This window comes from Catenuloplanes japonicus (genome assembly GCF_000717135.1).
In the GTDB taxonomy this organism is placed as follows: Bacteria; Actinomycetota; Actinomycetes; order Mycobacteriales; family Micromonosporaceae; genus Catenuloplanes; species Catenuloplanes japonicus.
Genome location: NZ_JNXY01000001.1, coordinates 153,071 through 179,174 on the forward strand (window position 1 = coordinate 153,071; position 26,104 = coordinate 179,174).

Genomic DNA, 26,104 nt, shown 5'->3' on the forward strand with positions numbered 1-26,104 from the left:
GTATGGATGTGCGGGAGGCGGCGACGAGGTGGGCGGCGGTGTGGGCGGCCGGGTGGCCGGCGCGGGATGTGGAGGCGATCGCGGCGCTGCACGGCGAGGGGGCGGACCATTGGGCGTCGATGTTCCGGCGTTACGAGGGGCGGGCCGGGCTGCGGGACTATCTGGTGGAGTGCTTCGAGGAGGAGACACGGCCGGCCGAGGTGTGGTTCGGGGAGCCGCGGGTGGACGGTGACACGGCCGCGGTGGAGTACTGGGCGGTGACCTATCCGGGGGACGCGCCGTTGACGATTACCGGGTGCACGGTGCTGCGGTTCGGGGCGGACGGGCTGGTCGCGGAGGCGCGGGACTATTCGCACGTGCGGCCGGAGCGGCTGCTGCCACCGGACGGGCTGTTCGGTCCTTGAGCAACACACAAAGCCGATGAGGGTACGACCGGAGTGGTCAGTCCATCATCGCGAGGAGCTTCTGGACGGTGTTCCAGTTGCGTACCGTGGCGGAGGGCTGGTTCTTGATCTTGCCGAGTGCGGTGATGACCGGGCTGTTGCTGAGGCCGTGCGGGCACCAGACGTAGATCTCGGTGTCCCGGGCCGCGAAACGGTCGTCGACCGGGTCGACGCCGGCCAGCAGCTCGCCGATCGGCGTCGTGAGCGGCCCGGACAGGAACGACACGGTGAAACGGGAGCCGTCGTCGGCCACGCCGGCCAGCGGGTTCTCCGCGACCACGGCGGCCAGGTCGGCGCGGTCGCGCAGGATGACCTCGACGGCCATGCCGAACCGCTTCTCGATCGCGCGCTCGACCGCCGGTCCCAGCTCGCCGCGCGGCAGGCCGGAGTCCAGCAGCACGTTGCCGCTCTGCAGTAGCGTGGCCACGTTCGCGTAGCCCTCGGCGGTGAGGAGCTCGCGCAGATCGGCCATGCCGATGCGGCGGTTGCGGCCGAGGTTGATGCCGCGCAGCAGCAGGACGTACCTGGTCATGACGGCCAGGCTTGCCGACCCGGCCGGAGGCGTCAAGTGCACACGCGGGCGGGTGCGGTCCGGATCGAGACCGGCCAGGAGACTGTGGAACCGATGAACAATGCGACCGGCCGCCTGCTCCAGGCCGCCCTTACCGACGGTGGTCTCAGGCCGCTGCCCGAGACCGCGGCACGGCACCTGCGGTCGCTGGCCGCGCCGCCGCGCCTGGCCGCGCACCTGCGGGCCGTGCACGACGTCGCGTGGCAGGTGACCGGCGCGCTGGCCGGGCACCTGGTCTTCGACCGGGAACTGGTGCTGTTCGGTGCCGCGATCCACGACATCGGGAAGGTGATCCATCCGGCGGAGCTGTCCGGTCCGGGGCATGCGCACGAGGCCGCGGGTTACACGTTGCTGCGGGACCGCGGCGTGCCGGAACCGCTGGCCAGGACCGCACGGGATCATGCCTCGTGGACGCGGCCGGACATCCGGGACGAGGATCTGCTGGTGGCGCTGGCGGACAAGATCTGGAAGGCGAAGCGGGCCGAGGATCTGGAGATGCTGGTCGTCGATCGGCTGGCCACAGCGTCGGGTGCCGCGCGCTGGGACGCGTTCCTGCTGCTCGACGACGTGCTGCAGCGGGTGGCGGAGGGCGCGGACGCGCGGCTGGCGTTCCAGGCCGCCTACCCGGTGTCAGTCTGACCGGCCCGGAACACCGGCGGCCCGAACGGCGAATCCCGCAGCGCCCCGAACGCCACATCCCTCGGCGCGCCGAGCGGTAAACCCCGCGGCGCGCCGATTGGCGAACCCCGCGGTCACACCGACGTCAGGAACGTCGCTATCCGGTCCGCGACCTCGTCCGGCGCGTACGTCGGCACGTCGTGCGACGCGCCCGGAACGATCTCCACCCGCGCCTTCGGCATCACCGAGGTCAGCCGCGCCGCCGCCGAGGCCGCCGGATAGAGCGCGCTGTGCTCGCCCAGCAGGAACATCGTGGGCACGTCCACACCGGACAGTTCCGTGTCCGTGAACACGTCCGGCGCGGGGAGCCGCCGCCGGAACGACATCTGCAGCGGCAGCAGGGCCATCAGTTCGTCGTCCCGCAGCGTCGCGTTGCGGAGCGGGCCCGCCAGCCGGTGCCGCAGCGCGCGGGGCGCGAAGCTCGCCAGGCCGCCGGCGATCAGCCACAGCATGAAACGCGTGGTCACGCGCCCGAACCCGGCCGGGTCGAGCAGCGTCAGGCTGGCCGCGCGCCCCGGGAGGTCGATCTCGTGGCGGAGCGCGGTCCAGCCGCCGTACGACATGCCGACCAGGTGCGCCCGGGGCACGTCGAGCGCGTCGAGCGTCTCCGCGAGGCTGACGGCCACGTCGCGCGCGGTGGTGATCGGCGCGGTCTGCCGTGCGGCGCCCGGCTCGCCGACCAGGTCCAGCGCGATGACCGGATTGTCTCGTCCGAGGCGGGCCACCAGCCGATACCACGTGATCGCGCTTCCGCCCGCGCCCGGCACCAGCACGATCGGCGTGCCCGAGGACGCGCCACCCCGGTAGGCGACCGCGGTGCCGAACGACGTGGGCACCGGAGACGGCGGGAACGGCATCAACCTGGTCAGAGCCGCGTCATGGGCGGCGAGAAAACGCGAGAGACCCGCAGGGGACGTGAATTCGCTGGTTTTCATGGTACGAGCGTATCATCAAAAAATGCCGAAACGGGTGGACCATGACGAGCGGAAGCGGCACATCGCCGGTGCCCTGCTGCGCCTCGCCGAGGAGCGCGGCCTGCAGCACGCCAGCATGCGGGAGGTCGCGGTCGCCGCGGGCGTCTCGCTGCGCCTGGTGCAGTACTACTTCCACACCAAGGACGCGCTGCTGCTCGCCGCGCTCGGCTACCTCGCGGAGCAGCTCGCGGACCGGATGAAGTCCCGGCTCAAGGCCACCATGGAGCCCCGCGAGGCCGTCACGGAGCTGCTGCTCGCGGTGCTGCCCACGGACGCCGAGGGGGTCAGGATCACTCGCACGTTCGCCGCGTTCTACAGCCTGGTGCTGACCGAGCCGCACCTGAGCGAGGGCGGCGTCGCCTACCCGGACGGCCTGGAGCGCGTCATCGCCGGGCAGCTACGGAAGGCGGAGCGTCCGGAGCCGGAGCTGGCCGCGGCCGGCCTGCTCGCGCTCACCAACGGCCTCGGCTCCAGCATTCTCGCCGGTCAGCGCGATGCGGACGGCGCGGTCGCGGTCCTGCGCCATCATCTGGAGCTGATCTTCAGGGAGGGCTGATAGACCCGGTCCGGCGGCAGCAGCCGTTGAGCCTGGGGCGCCCGGCCCGCCCGCACCAACGAGTTGATCTTCACGGCGAGCGGTGTCACGTCGGTCAAGGACACGATCCATTCATCCACGAGGGTACGGATGAGCGCGCGCCCGATCCCCACCTGGATGCTGTAGACGTTCAGCGCGGCGCCGCGCAGCGACCGCTCCGGGTCCCACTGCACGTGCACCCGTGCCCCGGCGTGCGCCCCGGTCGTCGGCACCGCCTCGGCCAGCGCCGCGTCGAATCCGGCGCGCGTCATCCGTACCGCCAGGATCCGCTCTTGACCTGGCTTCTGCGCCCAGTTGCTGCGGTGCATGAGCCACAGGAAGGACGGCTTGATCCACGTCATCCGGGTGAACGAGAACGGCGGCACGAACGTGCCCGCGACCAGCGCCGGACCTGCGATCGCGGGGGAGTAGGCCTGGTAGACGGTGATCGTGGCGTTGTCGTAGGCCGCGCGGATCTCGTGTTGCACGACTGCGGACGGTGCCACTCAGGCGCCGTCGAGGCCACCGAATTTCGCCACCGTGCGGGCCTCCTCCGCGGCCGCCAGGACCGCGTCGAGCGACGCGCCGGTCGAGGCCGTGACCGTGGCCGCGATCGCGCCCTCGACCAGCGGCGCGTCCGCGAGCCGGACGTCCTTGCGGTCGAGATCCTCCAGAATGGTCAGTGCGGTCAGCACGGAGCTGCCGAGGTCGGCCAGCATCAGCACGCCGTCGCCGCGGTCGGCCCGGGAGATCGCGGCGAGGATCAGGTCCTCGCTGGAGCCGAGACCGCCGTCCTCGGTGCCGCCGGCCACCTCGATCGTGACCGGATCGGGCCCGCGGAGCTCGCCGAGGAGATCGCGGAGCCCGTCCACGAGAAGACCGCTGTGCGAAATCAGGACTATCCCCACCATGTCAGGAGCCTAACGCCTGGCGGAATCCCCGGCGGGAGGGAAAGCTGACCGGTGGAAGGGAGCGCACCGATGAAGAAGTTCATCAACGACCCTGGTGACGTGGTGGCGCAGGCGCTCGCGGGGCTGGCCGCGGCCCACGCCGAGCTGCGTGTGGACCCCGAGAATCAACTGGTGGTACGCGGAGACGCGCCGATCCGCGGCAAGGTCGGCATCGTCTCCGGCGGCGGCTCCGGGCACGAGCCGCTGCACGGCGGTCTCGTCGGTCCGGGCATGCTGGACGCGGCCTGCGCGGGCGAGGTGTTCACGTCGCCGGTGCCGGATCAGATCGTGGCCGCCACGCGCGCGGTGGACGGCGGCGCGGGCGTGCTGCACATCGTCAAGAACTACACCGGCGATGTGCTCAACTTCGAGATGGCGGCGGACCTGGCCGCGGACGAGAAGATCACCGTGGAGACCGTGCTGGTCAACGACGACGTCGCGGTGGAGGACTCGACCTGGACCGCGGGCCGCCGCGGCACCGGGGCCACGCTGATCGTGGAGAAGGTCGCGGGCGCGTTGGCGGAGGAACGCGCCCCGCTGGCGGACGTGGCCGCGATCGGGCGCCGGGTGAACGAGCGGTCCGGCTCGTTCGCGGTGGCGCTGACGGCCGCGACCACGCCCGCGGCCGGGCAGCCGGGCTTCGACCTGCCGGACGACGAGATGGAGGTCGGCGTCGGCATCCACGGCGAGCCGGGCCGGCGGCGATCGAAGGTCACGTCCGCGCGGGAGGTCGCCGCGCTGATGGTCGAGGCGATCCTGGAGGCCAAGCCCGGCCTGGGCGACAACGCGATCGTGCTGCTCAACGGGCTGGGCGGAACGCCGCTGATCGAGCTGTACCTGTTGTTCGGCGAGGTCTCCAAGCTGGTCACCGTGCGGCGCAGCCTGATCGGGAACTACGTGACCAGTCTGGACATGGCCGGCGCCTCGCTCACGCTCTGCCACGCGGACGACGAGATCCTGCGACTGTGGGACGCGCCGGTGCGTACCCCCGGATTGCGATGGGGGTCATGATCATGAATGTCGATCAGGCGCGCGACTGGATCGCGGCCATCGCGGCGAAGGTCGAGGCGGACGCGGAGACGTTGACCCGGCTGGATTCCGCGATCGGCGACGGCGATCACGGTGCGAACCTGAAACGGGGCTTCGCCGCCGTCACGCTCGCGCTCGACGGTTTCGAGGCGGAGACGGTCGGCGACGTGCTGACCAAGACCGGTGCGACGCTGATCTCGAAGGTCGGCGGCGCGTCCGGACCGCTCTACGGCTCCGCGTTCCGGGCCATGGGCAAGGCACTGACCAGCGCGGACGTGACCCGGGAGCAGCTCGGCGACGCGCTGGAGGCGGGCCTGGCCGCGATCCGGAAGCTGGGCGGCGCGCAGCCCGGCGACAAGACGATGGTGGACGCGTGGCTGCCCGCGGCCGCGGCGTTCAAATCCAGCGGCGCGCTGGCGGCGGCGGCCGCGGCGGCGAAGGGGGCGGAGGACACCACCGGACTGCAGGCCCGCAAGGGCAGGGCGTCCTACCTCGGTGAACGCAGCGTCGGCCACCAGGACCCGGGCGCCACCTCCACCGCGCTGATCTTCCAGGCGCTGGCCGGCACGTAGCATTTTGCCAATACGGCAAGCTTTCTTGTCGTTTCCTGAGGGTGCGGGCGACGCTCGTTCACGTCGGAAACGAGGAGGAACCGTGGCACAGCAGCAGTACGACGTGGTGGTCATCGGCGGCGGCGCGGCCGGTCTGAGCGGTGCACTCACGCTCTCCCGGGCGCGCCGCTCCGTGCTGGTCATCGACGCGGGCGAGCAGCGCAACCGGCCCGCCGGGCACATCCACAACTATCTGGGACGCGAGGGCACACCGCCGGCCGAACTGCTGAGCATCGGCCGCGGCGAGGTCTCGTCCTACGGCGGAGAGTTCCTGGACGCACGCGTGACCGCGGTGTCCGGCGACGCCGACCACGGATTCACCGTGACAACCGACGAAATTTCCGTCAAAGCACGCCGAATCATGGTCACGACCGGCCTCGTCGACGAAATTCCGGACATCTCCGGCCTCGAAGATCGCTGGGGCAAGGACGTGCTCCACTGCCCCTACTGCCACGGCTGGGAGGTCCGGGACCGGGCGATCGGCGTCATCGCGACCGGCCCGATGGCCGTGCACGGCGCGCTGCTCTGGGGCCAGTGGACCCCCGACGTGACGCTCTTCCTGCACGACGGCTTCGCGCTCACCGACGAACAGCGCGAACAGCTGGAGGCCCGCAGGGTGCGCCTGGTCGAGGGCGTGATCACCGGCCTGGAGATCGTCGACGACCGGCTGACCGGCGTGCGCCTCGACTCCGGTGAGACCGTCCCCCGCGACGCCCTCGTGGTCCAGACCGGCCTGCGCCCGCGCGACACGCTGCTCACCATGCTCGGCCTGACCACTCAGGAGACGCCGGTCGGCCCGTTCGTCCCGGTCGCGCCGACCGGCGCCACCGCGGTCGCCGGCATCTACGCGGCCGGCAACGTCGTCGACCCGATGGCCCAGGTGATCACGTCCGCCGCGTCCGGGCTGATGGCCGGCGCCGCGCTCAACGCCGACCTGGTCATGCAGGAGACGCGGCGCGCGGTCGCGTTCAAGCGCCTCGGCGTGGACGGCGACAACCCCGGCGAGCTCTTCTCGCGCGACTACTGGGAGAAGCGCTACGCCGGGCACGGCACCCACCTGTTCAGGGGGAAGGCGAACGCGCACCTGGTCAGCGACGTCGCCGGCCTGACCCCGGGCCGCGCGCTGGACGCCGGCTGCGGCGAGGGCGGCGACGCGCTCTGGCTGGCCGCGCAGGGCTGGGAGACCACCGGCGTCGACATCTCCGCCACCGCGCTGGAGCGGGCCGCCGCGCACGCGGCCGAACGCGGTCTCACCGTCACCTGGGAGCAGGGCGACCTGACCTCCTGGGCGCCGGAGCCGGGCGCGTACGACCTGATCAGCAGGCATTTTGTGCACATGTACGGCGCCGCGGGCGAGGATCTCTACCGCCGTCTGGCCGGTGGCGTCGCGCCCGGCGGCACGCTGCTGATCGTCAACCACAGCTACACCGACGTGGCGTCCTCCACGATCCCGCGCCCGGACCTGCCCGAGATGTTCATGACCGCACCCGAGATCGCCGCCGCCCTCAAGCCGGACGAGTGGGACATTCAGGTCGCCGAGGAGCGCGCCCGCCCGGCCACCGGGCCGGACGGCGCCGAGACCTCGGTGCACGACGTGGTGGTCCGGGCCCGGCGTCGCTGAGCGGTGAACACGCGGCCTCGGCACTGTTTCAGGCACGTGAACCGGCAGCTCGAGGCCGCGGTTCGCCCCCCGCGACCGCGCGCGAACCGGCACAATCGACCCCGTCACCAACGCTGAAGGCGAGGTCGGTCCGTGATCGCACGAGTCTGGCGCGGCTGGGTCCACGCTCAGGACGCCGACGCCTACGACCGCCACTACCGCGCCGAGGTGCTCTCCACGCTGCGTGCGGTCAACGGTTTCGGCGGCGCCCGCCTGATGCGCCGCACCATCGACGACGAGGTCGAGTTCCTCTCCATCACCTACTTCGAGACCATGGACGCGGTCCACCGTTTCGCCGGCGACACCCCCGAGACCCCGGTCATCGCCGACGCGGTCCGCCCGCTTTTCATCCGCTTCGACTCCCTGGTCCGCCACTACGAGGTCGATTTCGAAACCTAAAATCATCAGGGGGTACGCGGGTCCCACCGTCCCCGCCCTCCCCAACAGCAACAGGCCGCAGGTCCCCGCCTCCCGATTCTGCGGGTGCGGCAGGACGTCCGCGCAGGCGCCCGGCGGCGTCGTCTCTCGGCCGATCTGTCTCCGCCGGCCGGCAGATCCGGCGCCGGCGCGGTCGTCACGCGCCGCAGGTCGCAGGTCGTAGGATGGTCCGAACCGCCTGCGTCCGAGGAGAATCCCATGACCGGCGATCTGGTCCTGGTGACCGGCGGCTCAGGCTTCCTCGGCGGCCACTGCATCGCTCGCCTGCTCCGGCAGGGCTACCGCGTGCGGACCACGGTGCGCTCGCCCGCGCGGGCGAGCAGGATCCCGGAACCCGTGGAGATCGCGGTGGCGGACCTCGGCCGGGACGAGGGCTGGGCGGAAGCGGCCCACGGCTGCGACACGGTCCTGCACGTGGCCTCGCCGTTACCGCCGAAGGAGCCGAGGAACCCCGGCGAGGTGATCGGCCCGGCCCGCGACGGCACGCTGCGGGTGCTGCGCGCGGCCCGGGACGCGGGCGTCCGCCGGACCGTGCTCACCTCGTCGTTCGCGGCGATCGGCTACGGGCACCGGGACCTCGGGCGCACGTTCACCGAGGCGGACTGGAGCGACCTCGACGGCGAGCCGATGGGCGCCTACATCCGGTCCAAGCCGCTGGCCGAGCGCGCCGCCTGGGACTTCGTCGCACGTGAGGGCGGCGGCCTGGAACTGTCCGTGATCAACCCGACCGGGATCTTCGGGCCACCGCTCACCGGCGACTACTCGCTCTACGTCGACCTGGTCGCGCGGCTGCTCAACGGCGCGCTGCCGGTGCTGCCCCGCCTCACCTACGGCGTGGCCGACGTGCGGGACGTCGCGGACCTGCACGTGCGCGCGATGACCGGCCCGGCGGCCGCGGGGGAGCGGTTCATCGCCACGGCCGGCGCGATGTCGCTGCTCCAGATCGCGCGGCTGCTGCGCGACCGGTGCGGCGACGCGGCCCGCCGGGTCCCGCTGCGCACCGTGCCGGACTGGACCGTGCGCCTGGCCGCGCGCGTCAGCCCGCGGCTCGCCCTGATCGTTCCGGACCTGGGCGTGGTCCGGCACACCGACGCCGGCAAGGCCCGTGAGGTGCTCGGCTGGCGGCCCCGCCCGATCGACGTGACCATTGTGGACACCGCGCGAAGCCTGTCGGAACAAGGGCTTCTCCGTACCCCCGTCGCGGTGTAAAGGTTTAGCTCATGAGAACCGGTGTGGTGTGCGGGCCGCACGACCTGCACGTGGCGGAGACGCCCCGGCTGTGGATCGTCAGCAGCCGCGCGAACGACTTCGCACGCTGGATGCGGCAGGCGGCCGAGGATCCGGGCAACCGCGACGAGATGACGGACGAGGCCGTGCGCGGATGGATGCAGGTGCCGCTCGGCCCGATCGCGGACCCGGTCGAGAACACGGCGGAGCCGGACGACATGATGCCGGTCGACCCGCACTTCCTGTTCTTCGCCGGGATCAGCCGCCAGACGCGCCACCTCGTCGGCAACGTGTCCGTCTTCAGCCGCAACCAGGTCAGCGAGATCGGCGGCTCGATGCACCGCGACTACCGGCGGCAGGGCTACGGGCACGAGATGCTGGAGACCGTGACCACGTTGGCGCACCGGCACTTCGGGCTCGAACGGCTGGTCGCCGGCAGCGAACCGGCCAACACCGCGTCGCAGCGCTGGCTCGCCGGGTCCGGTTTCACGCCGACGACCGGCCCGGCCACGGTCACGCTGGAGAACGGGCGGACGCTGCGGACGCTCTGGTCCGAGCACGTCGACCCGGGCTACGAGCTGCGCTGCTCCCGACCGCGCCCGGTCTTCCGCACACGCCGCCGCTACGCCTGGCGCACGCAGTAGAGTGCGTCCGGCGTCCTCGACGAGAAGATCCGGCCGGTGTAGGCGATGCCGGCCGCGTACTCGTCCGCCGCGCACTGTCCCTTGTAGTGCCCGCTCGCGAACTCGCCGCCCCCGGACGACGGCCGGTTGTCACCCCGGTCGAACCACACCGTGCGGCCCGTGCCGGCCGTCGTGCCGGCGACGGCACCACAGAGCGCGCTGGACATCGCGGCGCCGCGCACGGCGTATCCGATCAGCACGGACCCGGCAGGGCACTGCAGCTTCGTGTACCCGGAGGCCCAGTCACGCGAGACGTACCGCTCATCCGTGACGACCTGATGTGTCGTCCAAATTCCCGACATGTCGGTGCAGAGGCCGCGGTTGCCGGTGTGGCTCAGGCCGATCAGTCGCTGACCGTCCGGACAGGCGGCCTTCCGAGCGCCGTTGTCCCAGTCCTGGCCGCGCAGCCGCAGTGACGCCACGAAGTCGCCGTAGTCCGGGCTCAGCATCGACCAGCGGGCGACCGGCGCCACGAACCCCTGCCGGCCGGTCGCGTTGATCAGCCGGGTCCACGGCTCCGCGCGCCAGTCGTTCATGTCCTCCCGCTGCCCGGCCCGGTTCCAGAACAGCAGCGCCCAGCCGTTGCCGCCGCGCTGCTCCGCCCAGCCCACCGCCGGCCAGTACGCGAAGTCCGCGTCCGCCGCGATCAACTGGTCCACGAACCGGTTGAACCAGTCGCGCTGCTTCGACCCGGCCGCCGCATGCCCGTCCACACCGAACTCGCTGATCCACACCGGCGCCGTGAAGTGCTGCCCGGACTCCGCCGCCACGTAGAACGCGTCCCGGAACAGCACCGCCGCCAGCTCCTCCGGGCTCAGGTCCCGGTACCGCGGATCCGTGGTCTCGCCGATCCCGGTCGCGCCGCTGTGGTTCGGCCCGGTGTAGTCGTAGAAGTGCGCGGCATACACCAGCTTGCCGCTGACCAGCAGCGTGTGCGACAACGTCCGGACCGGGCGCAGCGTGGGCCGCTCGTGCGCGAACCCGTCCACCGGGATGCCGGTCCAGTTGATCCCCTCCACCATGATCAGGAGGTGCGGATTCGCGTCCTTGAGGATGCGGTCCCCGGCCCGCTGCGACGCCGCGAACCAATCATGATCGTTGCCGAGCCCCCAGTTCGGGTCGTCCATGACGTTGCGGCGCACCTCGTTGTAGAGATCCGCGCCCACCACCCGCGGATCGTTGCGGTAGCGCGCCGCCATGAACACCCAGTCGTCCTCCCACGCCTGCGCGCTCTGGGACGCGTTCCACCGCTCGTTGCCGTCGACGCCGCAGCACCATCGGGTCGTGTTCGTATGATTGTTGAGGATCACGGCCATGCCCGCGCCGGTCAGCGCGGCCACCACCCGGTCGTACACCTGAAGCGGTGTCAAGCCTTTGAGCTGCGGATTCGCGGTCACGGCGGCGTCGCTGACCGGCTGTGTGCCGTGCACCATCTCGTTGGAGAACGGCAGCCGGACGCTGTTCAGCCCCACACTCTGAAACCCGGCGACGATCTCGGCGAGCGGCGCCCGATCCAGCCCCAGCGGCACCCGGCGGGAATTCTCGCCCGCATGATGATTCGCATCCGCCTCCGTGTCACCGGACCCGTTCCACGTCCCGCTGGCCCCGTGCCAGTTCGCCGACCGCAGCTTGAACCGATTCCCGTCCGCATCCACGATGTAACGCCCACGCGTGCTCAACGGCGGCGTCCAGGCGGCTTGACTCGCGATGGCCGGGCTGGCGGCCGGGCGTGCGGCGGCCGGGCCTGCTGCCGGTGCCGGCGTCGCTGCCACGACGCCGGCAAGCGGCAGGCACAGCACCATCAGGGAACGGAACGCCGAGCGCACGATGGTCACACAACACATCTAAGTCCATGAAAGCCTCCCGCGACACCGCCTCTCACCTTCCCTCCGGGAAACCCTTCACGAACAGATATTCCCGCTTCCGGCGTGGTCCGGCAGCGTTGCTCCCGCGGGCCAACCTCCGAGGATCGGAAGACTCCGCTGGCGCTCCGCTTCCGACCCCCGATCGGAGCCGGTTCCGCCGTGGTCCAGGCAGAACCGGCACCGGCCACGCGGTGCTCCCGCCGCGCCGGCCGCCGCCTGGTCCGCCCAAGGGGTGGCGCGGAAGAGATGCCACGATCGACGACGTGAAGGCCGGTCCGCCCTGGCTCGTCGGCAGCCGGCTCGGTGCGGTGGAACGGCCGGAGGCGGTCGACGAGGCCATCGATCGGAACGACGCGTACGTGGGTGTCACGCTGCCCGCTCTCGTGCGCGGACATCCCGATTCTGCGGTGGTGCTGCCCCGGATCAAGAAGGCGCCGGCGTCACGTTCGCTCGCGGCCAGGGCGGTCTCCACGCGCGCCTGCACAAGGGCGCGATGGTCGCCGCGTCACCGCGCCGTCCGCCGCGGTCTCCACGCGCGCCTGCACAAGGGACTATCGACGCCGAACTGGTGACGCTGCTGCATCGCGCCGTGAACGCCCGGAATCCGCCATATCGCTCCGCGGTGCGGGGTCATATGCGCTCCGCGCCGCCCGCGACGTCGGCAGGTGCGTACCACGACATGAGCTTCCCGGACGGCTGCGCCGACACTTCCCGGGACCTCGCCACCGGCCCGCCGGTGACCTCGGGTTCTCGGTCCTCACCGGATCCCGGCACCGCCACCCACTCTTCGGCCGGCTCGCGCCCATCCGTAGCGTGCAGGCTTTCCGCGTTCTGACGCGCCGTCATCAGGGGTCCGGTCCGCGCGATCGTCCAGGCGCTCCGCGCCCGAAATTTCGGCATAAATCGCGGGCGCCGTCGACCGGAAGCCAGGCCCGATCCAGCCTCCCGGCGATGCCCCGCGCCGAACGATCATTGACCGTTACGAAAAGGAGGTCAACAGCGCTAGTTGACCTCCTTTTCGCACCGCTCAATGATCCATCCGGTTGCGACGGCCGCCTGCGGCCGGTTTCGCCTCCACGGTGGGCGGCTACAGCGGCTCCTTTATGGTGAAATTTCGGGCGCGGAGCGCCCGGATCCGTGCGACGTGCGCTGGCGGCTTGGCGGGCCTGGGGCGGGCGGCTTGGCGGCCTGGGGCGGGCGCGCTGGGCGCTGGCGGCCTGGGGCGGGCGCGATGGGGCTGGCGGGAGGCGGGTGTCGCGGGGTTTCGGTGACCAGCGGCGGGACCGGCTCCGATGCGAAGGGGAAAGCGGAGCGCCAGCGGAGTCTTTGTCCGCAGCGAGGTTTGCCCGCGGGAGCATGCGGGCTGCACCACGCTGGAAGCGGGCAAATGAACTGGATCTTGATCTTGCCGGAGCGGGCGGCAGGCCACCTACCGCACGCGCGTCAGGGCCGGGGTCAGAGGTACATGCCGGTGTTGGCCGGGGGGTCGGGGAGGGTGACGGGGGCGGTGCCGGAGCGGAGGGCGAAGAGCTCGGCGAGGGTGGCGCCGTCGGGGGTGATGCCGTCGGAGCGGCCGAGCCAGGACGTGGCCTCCGCGTACGGGAGGCGGCCGACCTCGATCTGGGCCAGGCAGCGGCCGGGGCGGATGACGGCGGGGTGCAGGCGGGTCAGGTCCTCGTTGGTGGTGATCGCGATGAGCGCGTTGCGGCCCTGACCGAGCAGGCCGTCGGTGAGGTTGAGCAGGCGGGACAGGGACTGGCCGGAGCTGGCCTTGGCCTCGCCGCCGATCAGTTCGTCGCAGTCCTCGAGCACGAGCAGGCGCCAGCGCGGGCCGTCCTCGTCGTCGCCGCCGAGCGCGACGTTCATCAGGTAGGCCGGGTCGGCGAACAGGCGCTCCGGGTCGAGCACGCAGTCGACCTGGCACCAGGACTTCCACTCCTGGGCGAGTGCGCGGATGAGCGTGGTCTTGCCGGTGCCGGGCGGGCCGTGCAGCAGCAGGAGCCGGCCGTCGGGAGCCTCGCCGTCCTGGGCCATGACCCGGTCGAGCGCGCCGGCCACGCCGCCGGCGTAGTTGCCGCGGATCGCGTCCCACGGGGCGGCGTCGATCTGCCGCTCGACGCGGCGGGGGCCGTGCGGGCCGAAGTGCCAGAAGCCGATGCCGACCGTGTCGGGCGTGGGCTCGGGCTCCTCGACCGCGCCGTCGATGACGCTGGTCACCACGGACTCGGCCAGCTCCGCGCTGACGGCGGTGACCATGACGGTGGCGCGGCGGGACTGGGTCCAGTGGTTGACGTGCAGCGTGAAGCCGTCGCCGGCGATCAGGCGGCCGCGGCCGGTGTCCTCGACCGCCTCGCGCAGCACGCGCGCGCCGTCGACGGTGAGCTTCGCGTCGGAGCGCACGTTCTCCAGGTGGGTGGTGCGCCCGTACGGCTCCCGGCCGGTGGTGAACGCGCTTATCGCCAGCAGGTCGACCACGTCGACCAGGCGGTCACCGTCGTCGACGGAGCCGGACATCGGGAGCGCGCCGACCAGCTCGGGCGCCTTCGACTTGGCCGCGGTCGCCTTGGCGCCCGTGGCCGTCTTCTTGTCGCGCGCCTCGACGGGCTGCCGGGGGGTGTTCATCTGTCCCATGATCCGGGGCCGGACGGGCGCCGACCAACCTATTTCTGCTTTCTTACACGTGCTTGCGAAAGATCGTGGTCGCAGCCCGGTCACCCGTCGGGGTGAGCGCGAACTCCGGGATCTCGCCGACCCTGGTCCAGCCGCGCCGGGCGTACAGACCTTCCGCCACACTGCCGGTCTCGGTGTCCAGCACCAGGAGGGTACGCCCGAGCGCGCGGGCGCCCTCCTCCGCGGCCACCAGGAGTGCGCCGCCGAGGCCGCGGCCCCGCCCGTCCGGGTGGACCAGCAGTTTCGCGACCTCGGCGCGGTGCGGCGCGTTCGGCTGGGCGGCCGGCAGCAGGCGCACGACGCCGAGGATCCGGCCGCCGTCGCGCGCGACCCAGGTCCGGGCCTCCGGGTTCTCGAGGGCGTCGCGCCAGTAGGCGCGCGCGTCCTCCACGGCGAACGGCAGCGTGAACCCGACGCTGGCGCCGCCGAGCACGCACTCGAGCAGCACCTCCGCGAGATCGACCTCGGCGGCGGCATGGTCCTCGGCGGTCAGCGGCACAATCTCCATCACCCCATGATCAACGATGCGGGGCCGATCGGCGGGGTGAGCTTTTTCATCTGAGTGTCTCTTCCGACACCGTCCACAGTCGTGCGGCCGCGTCCGTGTCCATCGCCCAGGCTGCGTATCCGGTCCGGGTGCCCGGCTGGTTCGGGACGGCCTCGGCGCAGTTCTCGAAGTAGCGCCCGGTGACACCCTTGACCGTCGGCGAGGCCGCGAGCAGCACGGATGTGGCCGCGCCCTGCTCCGGTGTCTTCCAGGCCGGTCCGGTGCCACCGCCGGCCGCGGCGCGCGCCGCGGCCAGGTCGGCCTCGGTGACGTACCGCTGGAGGTTGGTCCGGATCGCGCCCGGGGTGAGCGCGTTGACCTCGATGCCGTCCCGTGCCCAGCGTGCCGCCGCCTCGACCGCGAACCAGATGTTGGCGGTCTTGGACTGGCCGTAGGCGGCCCACGCCTCGTACTCGCGCTGCCGGTAGTGGAGGTCCTCGAACACCACGGGTGAGCGCAGGTGCGCGCTGGAGCTGACCGACACCACGCGAGCGCCGCCGGCCGACGCGAGCGCGCGGTGAAGTCCGGTGGCGAGCGCGAAGTGCCCGAGGTGGTTCGTCGCGAACTGCAGCTCCCACCCGGGCCCGGTGCGGGTCAGCGGTGGCGCCATCACGCCGGCGTTGTTGACCAGCATGTGCAGCGGCCCGTCCCAGTCCCCGGCGAACGCGCCGACACCCACCGGATCAGCAAGATCAAGATATGCCAGGTGTACGCCGGGATTGCGCGTCTCCCGGGTGATCTCGTCCGCGACGCGCGCGCCTGCCCGGGTGTCCCGGACCGCGAGCGTCACCTCCGCGCCCGCGGCCGCCAGCGCGCGTGCGGTCTCGATCCCGATGCCGGACGCGCCGCCGGTGACGATCGCGCGCTGCCCGGTCAGGTCGACGTCGCGCAGGATCTCGGATGCCGTGGGGTTCATGTCCTTCTCCTTTATTCGGAGGCTCCTCCGGTAACGTTAACCGGAGGAGCCTCCGATTGCCAGGAGCCCGCTTGGTCCCGGGCGCGTCGCGGCGCGATATCCTGCACAATCCGCTTGACGGTCAGAGAGAAGGTGTGTCCTCCCGATGCGTGCCGACGCGCAGCGCAACCGCGAACGGCTGCTCGACGCCGCGGTCAACGCCTTCACCACCGAGGGTCCCGAGGTCACGCTCGAGTCCGTCGCCAAGACCGCCGGCGTGGGCATCGGCACGCTCTACCGGCACTTCCCCACCCGTGAGGCGCTGGTCGAGGCCGCGTACCGCAACGAGCTCTCCCGCCTCTGCGACGCCGCACCGGAGCTGGCCGCCGCGCTGCCGCCGGACCGCGCGCTGCGCGCGTGGATGGACCGCTTCCTCGACTACATGACCACCAAGCACGGCATGGCCGACGCGTTGCGCGCGGTGATCGCGTCCGGCGGCAACCCGTACGCCCACAGCCGCGACCGCATGATCGCCGCGCTGGCGCTGCTGCTCTCCGCCGGCACCGCCTCCGGCACGATCCGCGCCGACCTCACCCCGGACGACGTCCTGGTCGGCCTCAGCGGCATCACGCTCGCCGCCGGCAAACCCGACCAGCGCACCCAGGCCGGCCGCCTCCTCGACCTTCTCCTCGACGGCCTGCGCACCCACCCCGCTCCCTGACCCCGGCCGCCGTCACATGCGGCGCCCGCTGATCCTGTTCGGGTGTGGGCGCGCGCCGATGGTGATCCCGGACGTCCGCCCGCAGCCCGGCGGGTCCGGGAGCGCCGGGTGGCCGGGGCGTCGCGTGGGCGGGCTCGGGGTCTGGGTCGTCCCCGGAACGGTGCGGCGGCGCCCGCGGCGGAGGAGGAATCCGCCGCGGGCGCCGTGCGGAGAAGGGCCTAGATCGGGTTCCAGCCGTCGGTGCCGGCCAGATACCTCTGCGGCGTGTAGTTCGCCGCCGTGGAGTCGCTCATCTGTGGCCGGTTGCTGTTCGTGGTCGCGCCCGCGCCGGTGTTCTTGTACTCGAAGAAGCGCGCATTTTCCCAGATATTTCCGGACATGTCGGTCCAGGGCTCCGCGGTCTTGATCGTGGCGCTCAGGCTGGACTCGCGGTAGAGGACCTGCGCGTCCGGGCCCCACGGCCGCCCGAGCTGGGTGGTGTTGTTCGTGGCGCCGGTGATCGTGCACTTGTAGAACAGGAAGCCGTAGGTGGCGCCGGCGTCCGTCCTCGCGGCCGTGATCGGCCCGCCGGTGGACCGCCGCTGGTAGATGCTGCTGTTGCTGAACACCGCGAGTCCGCCGCCGAAGATGAAGTCGACCGTGCCCTCCACATAGGAGTTCACGACGTAGTGCCGGTTGCTGTTGATCAGCAGCGTGTCCTGGTTGCCGAGGAACCGGACGTTGCTGAAGACGCCCCGGTCGCCGCTGACGTTCGCCGCGACCGCCTGGCTGCCCTCGCCGTAGTCGTTGGAGATCGTCAGGTTCGTCGCCCGGAAGTTCGGCCCGTTGACGAAGACCGTGGCGCTGCCGGACGTGCCGTACCCTCCGGCGCTGCTGTGGTTGTTGACGATCACCACCTGGCTCGCGGAGCTGCCGAGGCCCTGGAGCGTGAGGTACGACTTCGACGCCGGGATCGTGACGATCTCCCGGTACGTGCCGGCCTTGATGGTGATCACGCTGTTCGACGCGGCCGCGTCCACGGCCGCCTGCACGGTCGAGTAGCGCCCGGTGCCGTCCTTGGCGACCGTGGGTGTGCCCGTGGTCGGCGTCGGCGTGACGACGCCGCCGACCTGGTTGAACGCGATCTGCATCCGCGCGACGTCGGCGCAGGTCTCCTGCACGATCGGGTTGTTGCCGGCCGTCGACCCGTCCTTGGTGCTGAGGCAGAGCCCGGTGGCCGCGTTCGGCACGGTGTACCTGCCGGAGGCCGCGGACGACGCGGCGAAGCTCCACAACCGGTTGGTCTGCGGGCTGCCGCACGCGTACTGCTGGAGCTGCAGGCCGGACGTGGTCGCGCCGCTGGGCACGTCGATGCACAGCCCGCTGCCGACGTTGACCAGGTTGGTGCCGGTGCCGGCCGTGACGACCTTCCACTGCTGGGCGGTGTTGCCGGCCACGCACGCGGCCTGGACCAGCAGCGCGCCACTGGCCGTGGACGGGACCTGCACGCACTTGCCGCTGGCGCCGGGCACGAGCGTGTAGATCCCGCCCGGCGCCGGTGCGGACGCGGCCTGCGCGTGGACGGTGACGATCATGACGGGCAGCGCGACCAGGGCCGCGAGGGCCGCGAACAGGCGTCTTCTCATGGCAGGTCTCCTCACAGGCCGATGTTCGACTGGGGGCCGCTGTACTGGGCGAGCAGCGCCGGCACGTTCGCGGCCGGGTCCAGCGTGTACGCGTAGAAGCTCGACGGCGTGAACGCGTTCCCGCTGGTCTGCTGCTTTCCGGTGCAGCTGACGCAGACGCTGCCGGACTGGCGCAGCTGCGCGGTCGCGTCCGGGTAGTACGGGTCCTTCACGCTCTGGAAGTAGCTGTTCTCCAGCACCATCTTCGTGTAGCCGCGCGCGTAGTTGCCGTACGACGTCACGTTCTGCAGGTAGTTGTTGTAGAGGTGCGCGTACTCCAGGTTGTCCGCGCTCGGGTTGCGCTGGTTCGCGTTCTGGATCCAGTTGTGGTGGATCGTGATCCGGGCCGTCACGTTCTCGGTCCAGCCGATGCCGATGTTCTTGTTGTGGCCGGGCAGGTAGTTCCACGAGATCGTGACGTTCGTGGTGTCCTTGCGGCTGTCGATCGAGCCGTCGTTCACGTTCTTGATCGTGTTGTGGTCGATCCAGACCCGGCTCGCGGTGTCCATCTGGATGCCGTCGTAGTCGAAGTCCTTGTCGTCCGGGTCGTCCGAGGCCACGTCCGTCTCGCCGATGGTCAGATTCCGGATGATCACGTTGCTGACGCCGGCGCCGAGGAAGATGCCGCCGTTCCTGATCGCGCCGCTCTTCCCCACCCCGATCAGCGTCTTGTTGGATTTGACCGGAATTTCGGTGCCGAACGTCGGCACCGTGATCGTCGCGCCGATCCGGATCACGTAGGCCGCGCTCGACGTCGCGTACGTGTAGAGGTCGTTGTAGTTCGTCACGGTGACCGTGGTGCCGCCCGCGCCGCCGGTGGTGCCCTGCGCGAACCCGTCCGCCGTGTTCGACCAGACGCGCTCCGACGTCCCGCCCACCTGGTTGAACGCGATCTGCAGCCGGGACACGTCCGAGCAGGATTCCTGCACGATCGGGTTGTTGCCCGCGGTCGAGCCGTCCTTCGTGCTCAGGCACAGCGCCGTGGCCGCGTTGCTGACCAGGTACTTCCCGGACGCGGCGGCCGAGGCGGCGAAGCTCCACAGCCGGTTCGCCTGCGGGCTGCCGCACGCGTACTGCTGGAGCTGCAGGCCGGACGTGGCCGCGCCGCTGGGCACGTCGACGCACAGTCCACTGCCGACGTTGACCAGGTTGCTGCCGGTGCCGGCCGTGACGACCTTCCACTGCTGGGCCGTGCTGCCGGTCGTGCACGCGGCCTGGACGAGCAGCGCGCCGCTCGCGGTGGACGGCGCGGTCACGCACTTGCCGCCGGCGCCGGGCACCAGCGTGTAGATGCCGCCGGCGGCCGGGGCGGCCGCGGCCTGGGAGAGCCCCGCCGCGTAGATGATCGCGGCCGGCACGGCGACGGCGATCGCGGCCAGGACGCCGAGCGTTTTCCTTCTGAACATGCGGGATTCCTTACGCGAGGACGGTGACGGGCGACGGCGGCGCGCTGCCCGGTGGCGCGTCCCACCCGGTGCGGCCGTCTCGCGGAGCCATCGCGAGGCCGCTGCCGGTGCCGCCCACTCTAGGAGTGACATCAATTACAGTCAATGGATTGCCCTAATTCACCTGCCGGTCTGACGTGCGGTTACGCACCCGATGACGTCAGAGATTTCCGAGCCAGGCCGACGGGCGCCGCCGGATGCCGTCGATCGCGGTCAGCGCCGCCCCGATCGCGGCCGCGTCCGGCCCGAGCAGCGACGGCCGCACCGCGATCGGCGTCCACGCCGCGGCCGGCACCCGGCGGCCGATCTCCGCGCGCACGCCCGCGGTCAGCCACGACGACAGCACCGCGAACGTGCCGCCGAGCAGCACCGTGCGGATGTCCAGCAGATTCAGCGCGCCGGACAGCGCCACACCCAGCGCGGACCCGGCCGTGGCCAGCGCCGCCAGCGCGGCCGGATCGTCCGCCTCCGCCCGCGCGAACACGTCGTCGGGAAGGCTCGCGAAGCCCAGCAGGCAGCCGCGCGACCCGCACGGGCACGGCGGGCCGTCCCGCTCCACGGTCACGTGGCCCAGCTCGCCGCGCCAGCCGCCCATCAGCGCGCCGTCCAGCACCACGCCGGTGCCGATGCCCAGGCCGCCGGAGACGTAGAGGAAGCCGGACGGGGCCGGATCGCCCGCGTACAGCTCGCCCAGCGCGCCGAGCCGCGCCTCGTTCTCCACCGTCACCGGCAGGTCCAGGCCGCGCATGGCCGCGCGGACCGGCGTCACCGCGTCCACGTCCCGCCAGCCCAGCGCCGGTGCGGACCGCACCACGCCGTCCTGCACCGGGCCCGGCACGGCCAGCGTCGCCGCGACCACGGTCAGGCCCTCCCGCGCGACCGCCGCGACCGCGTCCGCGGCCATCGCACCCAGACGCGGCAGCACGTCCGCCGGCCGGGGCAGGAACGCGGTGTGCCGTACCCGCCCGGTCAGATCCACCACGCACGCGGCCAGCGCGTCCGCCCTGATGTCCAGCCCCAGGCCGGCCGGCCCGCTCCCGGACAGCGTCAGCCCGATCATCGGCCGCCCCGCGCCCGGCCCCGGCGCCCGCGACACCTCCGTGACCAGCCGGCCCTCGATCAGCCGGTTCACGATCCGGGTGATCGTCGGCCGGGTCAGCCCGGTCGCCGCGATCAGCTCGGTCCGGGAGATCGGCCGTCCGGCGTCCACGATCCGGTCCAGGACGAGCTCAAGGTTGAGCGTGCGCAGGCGTGCCTGCCGCGCCGGGCCACTCGGCCGGATCGGCATGCCCACGCGCGCTCCTCCCGCCGAAGACCGGGCACAGCGTATCCAAACCCATCACATTCATATGCCCGCTTCCGGCGTGGTCGCGGCCCGCACGCTCCCGCGGGCCGCGGATCCGTGGCCGGTCACCTTTGAAACCCCATCGGCCCTCCAGGCCGGCCGGGAAGGCGTACCTAATCGGCGTCCTTGAGGTTGTAACCGCAGGCCGTGAGCGCATGCTCGATCGTGTGGCAGACCTGCTCGAGGACGGCGACGCGCGCGTAGGCCTTGTTGTCGCCGGCGATCACGTGCCAGCGGGCGCGCTTCTTGTCGGTCTTGTCCAGCATGTCCTCGATCGCGGTCTCGTAATCGTCGCGGCGGTCACGGTTGCGCCAGTCCTCGTCGGTGAGCTTCCACGTGCGCAGCGGGTCGGCGGACCGGTCCTGGAAGCGCTTGAGCTGCTCATCGGGGGAGACGTGCATCCAGAACTTGATCAGGATCATGCCCTCGGCGGACAGGGTGCGCTCGAACTCGACGATCTCCTGATAGGCGCGTGACCACTGCTCCGTGGTGGCGAAGCCTTCCACGCGCTCGACGAGCACGCGTCCGTACCAGGAACGGTCGAGCACGGTCATCCCGCCCCAGCCGGGCAGCACCGCCCAGAAGCGCTTGAGGAAATGATGCCTTTTTTCGTCATATGTCGGGGCGGCGAACTGGGAGACTCGCACGTGCCGCGGGTCCAGCGGCGCCACCAGCCGCTTGATCGCGCCACCCTTGCCGCTCGCATCCCAGCCCTCGAACACCACACACAGCGGCGGCCCGATCGTCTGCTCCCCGAGCTGCCCGCCCAGCAACAGCCGCAGCCTCAGCAGCCGTTGCTGCGCGGCCTCCAGCCGCTCCAGCCCTTCCCGCTTCGACAGCCGGACCGACAGATCGACCTGCGACAGGCGCGTCCTCATACCCGCCATCCTCGCACTGCCGCTCACCTGAACCTGCCCGGGACGACATCTCCCCACTCGCGCGGGCTCGCTCCAGCCTGCGGTCACTTCAGCCTGTGCTGGCCTCAGCCTGTGCTGGCCTCAGCCTGTGCTGGCCTCAGCCTGTGCTGGCCTCAGCCTGCGGTCACTTCAGCCTGTGCTGGCCTCAGCCTGTGCTGGCCTCAGCCTGTGCTCGCCTCAGCCTGTGCTCGCTCCAGCGGCACCATGCCCGAAATTTCACGATAAAGCAGCGCGGAGACTGCTGAGGCTCGCTTCTCGGGCGCTCCGCACCCGATATTTCGTGTTATTGCGACCCTGGTGTGACGCGTGCCTGACGTGACGCGGCAGGCACCTTGCCTAGTGGATCATTGGGTGCCGCAAAAACCAGGTCCCTGGCCCTAGTTGACCTGGTTTTTGCGGCACCCAATGATCCGTAAACGACTCCCGAGCTGCTATATCGCGAAATTTCGGGCACGAAGTGCCCGCTTTCCGCTTTGCCCGGCGTATCCGGCGGCCGGCGTATCCGGTGTATCCGGTGTATCCGGTGTGTCTGGCGGCCTGGCGGCCTGGCGGCCTGGCGGCCTGGCGGCCTGGCGGCCTGGCGGCCTGGCGGCCTGGCGGCCTGGCGGCCTGGCGTGTCTGGCGGCCCGGCGGCTCGGTGTGTCCGGCGGCTCGGTGTGTCCGGCGGTCGAACGTGCCCGGCGGTCGGGCGTGCCCGGGAGCATTGCATCCGATATTTCGGCATATTTCGGCGAGCTGTCGCGTGGTCTTGGGATGGCAGAGGCGAGGTTGCTGCGCGGTCTTGGGTGACAGATACGTGGGCCACCTTATGGGCGGCTCGTAAGGTGGCTCACGTATCTGTCGCGGATGATCGTTCGAGTCTTCTGGATCGGTGATCAAGGGATTGGTCGATGTGCGTGTCCGAGTGGGTCGTTTGGTGGGTGGGGAAGGCGGGCACGGGGGAGTGGTGACGGTCGCGGGCGGGTTTGTCAGCCGGTTTCCGCAGGTGGCGGGCAGGCGGTTGCATGTGTGCGGCCGGGAGGGTGAGCCGAGCGGGGTGCCCTGGGTGCTGTTGCACGGGCTTGCGGTCTCCCACCGGTATCTGATGCCGACGGCGGAGGCGCTGGGCGGGGGCGTACACGTGCCGGATCTGCCTGGGTTCGGGCGTTCGCGAGGGCCGCGTCGGGCGTTCGGGGCGGGGGAGCACGCGGAGGTGATCGCGGCCTGGATGGATGCGGAAGGGCTGCGAGGTGCGCGGGTGCTGGGCGGGTCGTTCGGGTGCCAGGTGGGGGTGGAGCTGGCGATTCGGCGGCCGGATCTGGTGAGTGCGCTGGTGTTGCTGGGGCCGATGGCGGATCCGGCGGCGGCGACCATGATCGGGCAGGCGTGGCGGCTGGTGCGCGACTTCCGGCACGAGGATCTGCGTCAGTTGCCGATCGTGCTGTCCGGGAGTCTGGCGGCCGGGCCGGTGCGGATCGCGGGTACGTTGCGGCGCAGTGTGCGGTACCGGATCGAGCGGCGGCTCCCGCTGATCACCGTGCCGGTACTGGTCCTGCGCGGTGAGAACGACACGATCGCCCCGGAGCCCTGGGCCTCGCTGGTCGCGCGCCTGACCTCGGCTCGCATGGTCACGATCCCCGGCGCCGCCCACAACGCGGTCACCACGGCCGGGCCGCTGGTCGCCGCCGCGGCCACGTCCTTCGTCGAAGAACTGGCACCATCGGCAGATGTCGATCCCGCGCAACGGCCGTGATCCGCCTGCCGGAACAGCTCCGGCGATCTCCGTTCACGACGTTCTTCGCCGCAGGCGGGGATGTGCCCCGCCGGCGTTGATGTGTTGCGCGGGCAGGGTGTTGCGCGGGCGGGGTGTGCTGCGCAAGCGCGGGTGTGCTGCGCACACAGGGTGCTCTGCACAGGCAGGGCGCTCTGCGCAGGCGGGGATGTGTCGCGCATGCCGGATGCGCTGCGCGGGCGGGGAGCGCTGTGCACGCGGGGGTGTGCTGTGCAGGCAGGGTGTTCTATGCAGGCGGGGATGTGTCGCGCACGCCGGATGCGCTGCACGCGGGTGTGCTGCGCACGCGCGGATGCGCTGCACGCGGGTGTGCTGCGCACGCGCGGATGCGCTGCACGCGGGTGTGCTGCGCACGCGCGGGTGTGCTGCGCGTGGGTGTGCTTCGCGGGCGGGGATGCGCTTCGTCGGCGGCGGCCAAGGACGTGACGCGTGTGGGACCGGCGGACCGGGCTCCCGTGCGCGGTGGGCACGCCGTGATGACCGGGGCGCGGCTTTCCTGCCGGTCACGCGACCGCGGCCGCCGGAGGCGGAGGGATATCCTGCTGGTGGTGGGCCACCCCGTTTCCGGATTCCCGGCTGGTTGAAGCGGCGGCCCGGCATGGCACCCCACCCGGAGGAACAGTGCAGAGCGCCCGGCCCCGCGCGGACAAACAACGCAATCGCGACCTGCTGATCGAGGCCGCGGCGCGGATCGTGGACCGGGACGGCGCGAACGCCTCGCTGGAGCAGATCGCGCGGGAGGCCGGCGTCGGTTCGGCCACCCTGCACCGGCACTTCGCGGGGCGGCAGGAGTTGTTGAGCGCGGTCTTCCACGACCGTATCGAGGCGCTGGCCCGGCGCGCGCCCGTGCTGGCCGCGGAGGCCGCGCCGTACGACGCGCTCACCCGCTGGCTCGGTGAGGCGGCGGCCTACATCGCGGCGACCCGCGGACTCGCTGCCGCCCTGTTCCCCACCGCGGACGGCTCGGTACCGAACGCCGACTCCTGCCACACCCTGGTCGTCGACGCTACGAACAGCCTGCTCACCCCCGCGATCGCGGACGGCGCCGTCGACCCCGCGGTCTCTGCCGACGACCTGATGGCGCTGGTCAACGGCGTGGCCGCGATCGCGAACGACGACCCCGCCACGGCCGAACGCCTCATCGCCCTGGCCACCCGCGGCATCGCCCCCACGCGCTGACGGCGACGGTGTGCCGGCCCGGCGAGCGGCTGCAGCCTGCGCCGTCGGGGGCTGCTATTTACCGAAATATCGGGCGCAGCGCGCCCGGGATGTGCGCGCATCAACCGCACCGAGGCCCGGCAGCCGTCACTACTCCCGCCACACGTGCGGTTCCAGATATGCGTGCTCACCGCGAAAGAACCAGCCACGGGGGTACGACAGAAAGCCTCCTACCGCCCGCCCACGCTCCCGGCGAACGCGCGGAACGCGGCCGCGCTCACCACAAGCACCGACCCATCCGGATCCTTGCTGTCCCGGATCGCGACGGCGCCGGGCAGGTTGCCGGCGACCTCGACGCATTCGCCCGCGGCTTTGCTGCGGGTGCTCTTGCGCCAGATCGCGCCAGTCAGGTCGATCACGTGTGCTCCTTGATGATCTCGCCGATCAGGTCGTCCGATGTGTCCCGGTCCAGCGCGCGTGCGGCGACCGTGTTCCACGTGTCGAGGTATGCCTCAATCTCGTCCGCTTGATCGAGGTACAGCGCGCCGGCAATAGACGGTCGTGGGCTCCGGTGCGCGGGCCCCGCGACCGGGAAACTCGAGGACGACGAACGGTCCCGCGCTGGTCGCCTCGTGCGGCCCGGCCTGATGCGGAATCACGCGCACCGAGACGTCGTGTTTCTGTTGGACGTTCACCAGATGGGCCAACTGGCGGGCCCATGCTGCCCGGTCGGCGATCGGCCGTCGTAGCACGCCTTCGTCGAGGCGCACCTGCATCGTCGGCGGCTTGGGGGCGCGGCGGGTGAAGAGGCGCTGCCTGTCCATACGAAGGCGCACACGCTGTTCGGTCTCCGTCGGGGTGACGCCGGCTCTGAGACTGAGAATCGCCGTGGCGTATTCCGGTGTCTGGAGCAGCCCCGGGATGAGTGCGGGCGCGTATTGCCGCAGCGTCGATGCTGCGGCCTCCATGCCGAGGTAGAGATCGAGCCAGGCGGTGATCACGTTGTCGTACGTGTGCCATCAGCCCTTGGACTTGGTCTCCTTTGCCCGTCTGTTCGTGACATCCGGTGCGGCCCGTCTGTGACATGCCCGCGGGGCTCACCGTGGCAGGGAAAACATGAAACGTGAATTCACAGCCGGGACTGTTGCAGACAGGGTAGTCACCCCGCCGACCTTGCCGTCAGTGCCGCCCACGTCGCTGCTGGTGATCTTCGGCGTGGGTGTGCCTCGACCCAGAAGGCGGCAGACGTGCAGAACCCGCGGAGGCCC

Annotated in this window: 27 protein-coding genes; 13 read left to right on the forward strand and 14 right to left on the reverse strand. The window is 71.3% G+C overall.

Annotation, left to right across the window (positions count from 1 at the left end; translation table 11 throughout):
* The first annotated feature begins 2 nt into the window (after window positions 1–2).
* Entirely contained in the window at window positions 3–404 is a 402-nt protein-coding gene (locus tag OP04_RS00755) for a nuclear transport factor 2 family protein (RefSeq protein ID WP_033337473.1), read from the forward strand.
* 37 nt (window positions 405–441) lie between these two features.
* Here the strand turns inward: OP04_RS00755 and OP04_RS00760 are convergent, their stop codons facing one another.
* Window positions 442–975 carry a DUF1697 domain-containing protein gene (locus OP04_RS00760; RefSeq protein ID WP_033337474.1) on the reverse strand — a complete coding sequence of 178 codons (534 nt, stop codon included), beginning with the start codon at window positions 973–975 and terminating at the stop codon, window positions 442–444.
* A 93-nt stretch (window positions 976–1,068) separates the two neighbouring features.
* Here OP04_RS00760 and OP04_RS00765 point away from each other — a divergent pair, with 93 nt between their 5' ends.
* Entirely contained in the window at window positions 1,069–1,653 is a 585-nt protein-coding gene (locus OP04_RS00765; RefSeq protein ID WP_033337952.1) for an HD domain-containing protein, read from the forward strand.
* A gap of 113 nt (window positions 1,654–1,766) precedes the next feature.
* Here the strand turns inward: OP04_RS00765 and OP04_RS00770 are convergent, their stop codons facing one another.
* Window positions 1,767–2,627, reverse strand: coding sequence for an alpha/beta fold hydrolase (locus tag OP04_RS00770; RefSeq protein WP_033337475.1), 861 nt, complete (start codon window positions 2,625–2,627; stop codon window positions 1,767–1,769).
* 22 nt (window positions 2,628–2,649) lie between these two features.
* On the opposite strand from OP04_RS00770, the gene OP04_RS00775 reads away from it, so the two are divergent.
* Window positions 2,650–3,222 (forward strand): TetR/AcrR family transcriptional regulator, encoded by a 573-nt coding sequence (locus OP04_RS00775; protein ID WP_033337476.1) that lies wholly within the window; start codon window positions 2,650–2,652, stop codon window positions 3,220–3,222.
* Here the strand turns inward: OP04_RS00775 and OP04_RS00780 are convergent.
* Both OP04_RS00780 and dhaM read right to left on the reverse strand, forming a co-directional pair.
* Entirely contained in the window at window positions 3,192–3,728 is a 537-nt protein-coding gene (locus tag OP04_RS00780; protein WP_033337953.1) for a DUF4291 domain-containing protein, read from the reverse strand. The genes OP04_RS00775 and OP04_RS00780 overlap by 31 nt on opposite strands.
* A gap of 18 nt (window positions 3,729–3,746) precedes the next feature.
* Window positions 3,747–4,151: a dihydroxyacetone kinase phosphoryl donor subunit DhaM gene (gene dhaM / locus OP04_RS00785; RefSeq protein WP_033337477.1), complete on the reverse strand. Its 405-nt coding sequence runs from the start codon at window positions 4,149–4,151 to the stop codon at window positions 3,747–3,749.
* A gap of 69 nt (window positions 4,152–4,220) precedes the next feature.
* Between dhaM and dhaK the strand changes: the two genes are divergently transcribed.
* From dhaK to OP04_RS48955, 6 genes are all read left to right on the forward strand, one after another.
* On the forward strand, window positions 4,221–5,201 hold the full coding sequence (gene dhaK, locus OP04_RS00790; protein WP_033337478.1) for a dihydroxyacetone kinase subunit DhaK: 981 nt from the start codon (window positions 4,221–4,223) through the stop codon (window positions 5,199–5,201).
* On the forward strand, window positions 5,198–5,791 hold the full coding sequence (dhaL, locus tag OP04_RS00795) for a dihydroxyacetone kinase subunit DhaL (protein ID WP_033337954.1): 594 nt from the start codon (window positions 5,198–5,200) through the stop codon (window positions 5,789–5,791). Before dhaK ends, dhaL begins: the two co-directional genes overlap by 4 nt.
* An 82-nt stretch (window positions 5,792–5,873) precedes the next feature.
* Window positions 5,874–7,451 (forward strand): FAD-dependent oxidoreductase, encoded by a 1,578-nt coding sequence (locus tag OP04_RS00800; RefSeq protein WP_033337479.1) that lies wholly within the window; start codon window positions 5,874–5,876, stop codon window positions 7,449–7,451.
* A 132-nt stretch (window positions 7,452–7,583) separates the two neighbouring features.
* A complete protein-coding gene (locus OP04_RS00805) occupies window positions 7,584–7,889 on the forward strand; it encodes a hypothetical protein (protein ID WP_033337480.1) in 306 nt (101 codons plus the stop codon).
* 237 nt (window positions 7,890–8,126) lie between these two features.
* The gene (locus tag OP04_RS00810; RefSeq protein WP_033337481.1) at window positions 8,127–9,137 is read left to right on the forward strand and encodes an SDR family oxidoreductase; all 1,011 of its coding nucleotides are present in this window, start codon (window positions 8,127–8,129) and stop codon (window positions 9,135–9,137) included.
* 11 nt (window positions 9,138–9,148) lie between these two features.
* A complete protein-coding gene (locus OP04_RS48955; RefSeq protein WP_085066117.1) occupies window positions 9,149–9,799 on the forward strand; it encodes a GNAT family N-acetyltransferase in 651 nt (216 codons plus the stop codon).
* Here OP04_RS48955 and OP04_RS00820 read toward each other — a convergent pair.
* Window positions 9,778–11,673 carry a glycoside hydrolase family 5 protein gene (locus OP04_RS00820; RefSeq protein WP_232323416.1) on the reverse strand — a complete coding sequence of 632 codons (1,896 nt, stop codon included), beginning with the start codon at window positions 11,671–11,673 and terminating at the stop codon, window positions 9,778–9,780. The two genes, OP04_RS48955 and OP04_RS00820, sit on opposite strands and share 22 nt — an antisense overlap.
* Before the next feature lie 293 nt (window positions 11,674–11,966).
* Here OP04_RS00820 and OP04_RS00825 point away from each other — a divergent pair, with 293 nt between their 5' ends.
* Window positions 11,967–12,275: a hypothetical protein gene (locus tag OP04_RS00825; RefSeq protein WP_033337483.1), complete on the forward strand. Its 309-nt coding sequence runs from the start codon at window positions 11,967–11,969 to the stop codon at window positions 12,273–12,275.
* Between the two features lie 883 nt (window positions 12,276–13,158).
* Here the strand turns inward: OP04_RS00825 and OP04_RS00835 are convergent.
* Genes OP04_RS00835 through OP04_RS00845 form a run of 3 tightly spaced genes read right to left on the reverse strand, consistent with a single transcriptional unit; the run spans window position 13,159 to window position 15,836 of the window.
* Window positions 13,159–14,325: a DUF5925 domain-containing protein gene (locus OP04_RS00835; protein WP_157239067.1), complete on the reverse strand. Its 1,167-nt coding sequence runs from the start codon at window positions 14,323–14,325 to the stop codon at window positions 13,159–13,161.
* Window positions 14,326–14,377: 52 nt separating this feature from the next.
* Window positions 14,378–14,881, reverse strand: coding sequence for a GNAT family N-acetyltransferase (locus OP04_RS00840; protein WP_033337485.1), 504 nt, complete (start codon window positions 14,879–14,881; stop codon window positions 14,378–14,380).
* A 46-nt stretch (window positions 14,882–14,927) separates the two neighbouring features.
* Window positions 14,928–15,836, reverse strand: coding sequence for an SDR family NAD(P)-dependent oxidoreductase (locus tag OP04_RS00845; RefSeq protein ID WP_051796887.1), 909 nt, complete (start codon window positions 15,834–15,836; stop codon window positions 14,928–14,930).
* Between the two features lie 145 nt (window positions 15,837–15,981).
* Between OP04_RS00845 and OP04_RS00850 the strand changes: the two genes are divergently transcribed.
* A complete protein-coding gene (locus OP04_RS00850; protein ID WP_033337487.1) occupies window positions 15,982–16,536 on the forward strand; it encodes a TetR/AcrR family transcriptional regulator in 555 nt (184 codons plus the stop codon).
* 218 nt (window positions 16,537–16,754) lie between these two features.
* Here the strand turns inward: OP04_RS00850 and OP04_RS00855 are convergent, their stop codons facing one another.
* From OP04_RS00855 to OP04_RS00870, 4 genes are all read right to left on the reverse strand, one after another.
* A complete protein-coding gene (locus OP04_RS00855) occupies window positions 16,755–18,161 on the reverse strand; it encodes a pectinesterase family protein (RefSeq protein WP_033337488.1) in 1,407 nt (468 codons plus the stop codon).
* Window positions 18,162–18,172: 11 nt separating this feature from the next.
* Window positions 18,173–19,606, reverse strand: coding sequence for an RICIN domain-containing protein (locus OP04_RS00860; protein WP_033337489.1), 1,434 nt, complete (start codon window positions 19,604–19,606; stop codon window positions 18,173–18,175).
* A 199-nt stretch (window positions 19,607–19,805) separates the two neighbouring features.
* Window positions 19,806–20,933, reverse strand: a complete 1,128-nt coding sequence (locus OP04_RS00865; RefSeq protein WP_033337490.1) for an ROK family transcriptional regulator — start codon at window positions 20,931–20,933, stop codon at window positions 19,806–19,808.
* A 170-nt stretch (window positions 20,934–21,103) separates the two neighbouring features.
* On the reverse strand, window positions 21,104–21,868 hold the full coding sequence (locus OP04_RS00870) for a polyphosphate kinase 2 family protein (RefSeq protein ID WP_033337491.1): 765 nt from the start codon (window positions 21,866–21,868) through the stop codon (window positions 21,104–21,106).
* 1,084 nt (window positions 21,869–22,952) lie between these two features.
* Between OP04_RS00870 and OP04_RS48960 the strand changes: the two genes are divergently transcribed.
* The gene (locus tag OP04_RS48960; RefSeq protein ID WP_157239069.1) at window positions 22,953–23,639 is read left to right on the forward strand and encodes an alpha/beta fold hydrolase; all 687 of its coding nucleotides are present in this window, start codon (window positions 22,953–22,955) and stop codon (window positions 23,637–23,639) included.
* 660 nt (window positions 23,640–24,299) lie between these two features.
* The gene (locus OP04_RS00880; protein ID WP_033337492.1) at window positions 24,300–24,857 is read left to right on the forward strand and encodes a TetR/AcrR family transcriptional regulator; all 558 of its coding nucleotides are present in this window, start codon (window positions 24,300–24,302) and stop codon (window positions 24,855–24,857) included.
* Between the two features lie 209 nt (window positions 24,858–25,066).
* On the opposite strand, the gene OP04_RS00885 is transcribed toward OP04_RS00880, so the two are convergent.
* Both OP04_RS00885 and OP04_RS48300 read right to left on the reverse strand, forming a co-directional pair.
* Window positions 25,067–25,255 (reverse strand): DUF397 domain-containing protein, encoded by a 189-nt coding sequence (locus OP04_RS00885; RefSeq protein WP_033337493.1) that lies wholly within the window; start codon window positions 25,253–25,255, stop codon window positions 25,067–25,069.
* A 93-nt stretch (window positions 25,256–25,348) separates the two neighbouring features.
* A complete protein-coding gene (locus tag OP04_RS48300) occupies window positions 25,349–25,837 on the reverse strand; it encodes a DUF5753 domain-containing protein (protein ID WP_051796889.1) in 489 nt (162 codons plus the stop codon).
* Window positions 25,838–26,104 lie beyond the last annotated feature (267 nt).

Coding starts and splice junctions, on each gene's coding strand:
- OP04_RS00760 (WP_033337474.1), bottom strand. CDS start 975: ATGACCAGGTACGTCCTGCTGCTGCGCGGCATCAACCTCGGCCGCAAC.
- OP04_RS00870 (WP_033337491.1), bottom strand. CDS start 21,868: ATGAGGACGCGCCTGTCGCAGGTCGATCTGTCGGTCCGGCTGTCGAAG.
- OP04_RS00840 (WP_033337485.1), bottom strand. CDS start 14,881: ATGGAGATTGTGCCGCTGACCGCCGAGGACCATGCCGCCGCCGAGGTC.
- OP04_RS00835 (WP_157239067.1), bottom strand. CDS start 14,325: ATGAACACCCCCCGGCAGCCCGTCGAGGCGCGCGACAAGAAGACGGCC.
- OP04_RS48955 (WP_085066117.1), top strand. CDS start 9,149: ATGAGAACCGGTGTGGTGTGCGGGCCGCACGACCTGCACGTGGCGGAG.
- dhaL (WP_033337954.1), top strand. CDS start 5,198: ATGATCATGAATGTCGATCAGGCGCGCGACTGGATCGCGGCCATCGCG.
- OP04_RS00775 (WP_033337476.1), top strand. CDS start 2,650: ATGCCGAAACGGGTGGACCATGACGAGCGGAAGCGGCACATCGCCGGT.
- OP04_RS00770 (WP_033337475.1), bottom strand. CDS start 2,627: ATGAAAACCAGCGAATTCACGTCCCCTGCGGGTCTCTCGCGTTTTCTC.
- OP04_RS00850 (WP_033337487.1), top strand. CDS start 15,982: ATGCGTGCCGACGCGCAGCGCAACCGCGAACGGCTGCTCGACGCCGCG.
- OP04_RS00845 (WP_051796887.1), bottom strand. CDS start 15,836: ATGAACCCCACGGCATCCGAGATCCTGCGCGACGTCGACCTGACCGGG.
- OP04_RS00765 (WP_033337952.1), top strand. CDS start 1,069: ATGAACAATGCGACCGGCCGCCTGCTCCAGGCCGCCCTTACCGACGGT.
- OP04_RS00855 (WP_033337488.1), bottom strand. CDS start 18,161: ATGAGAAGACGCCTGTTCGCGGCCCTCGCGGCCCTGGTCGCGCTGCCC.
- OP04_RS00860 (WP_033337489.1), bottom strand. CDS start 19,606: ATGTTCAGAAGGAAAACGCTCGGCGTCCTGGCCGCGATCGCCGTCGCC.
- OP04_RS00810 (WP_033337481.1), top strand. CDS start 8,127: ATGACCGGCGATCTGGTCCTGGTGACCGGCGGCTCAGGCTTCCTCGGC.
- dhaM (WP_033337477.1), bottom strand. CDS start 4,151: ATGGTGGGGATAGTCCTGATTTCGCACAGCGGTCTTCTCGTGGACGGG.
- OP04_RS00755 (WP_033337473.1), top strand. CDS start 3: ATGGATGTGCGGGAGGCGGCGACGAGGTGGGCGGCGGTGTGGGCGGCC.
- dhaK (WP_033337478.1), top strand. CDS start 4,221: ATGAAGAAGTTCATCAACGACCCTGGTGACGTGGTGGCGCAGGCGCTC.
- OP04_RS00865 (WP_033337490.1), bottom strand. CDS start 20,933: ATGCCGATCCGGCCGAGTGGCCCGGCGCGGCAGGCACGCCTGCGCACG.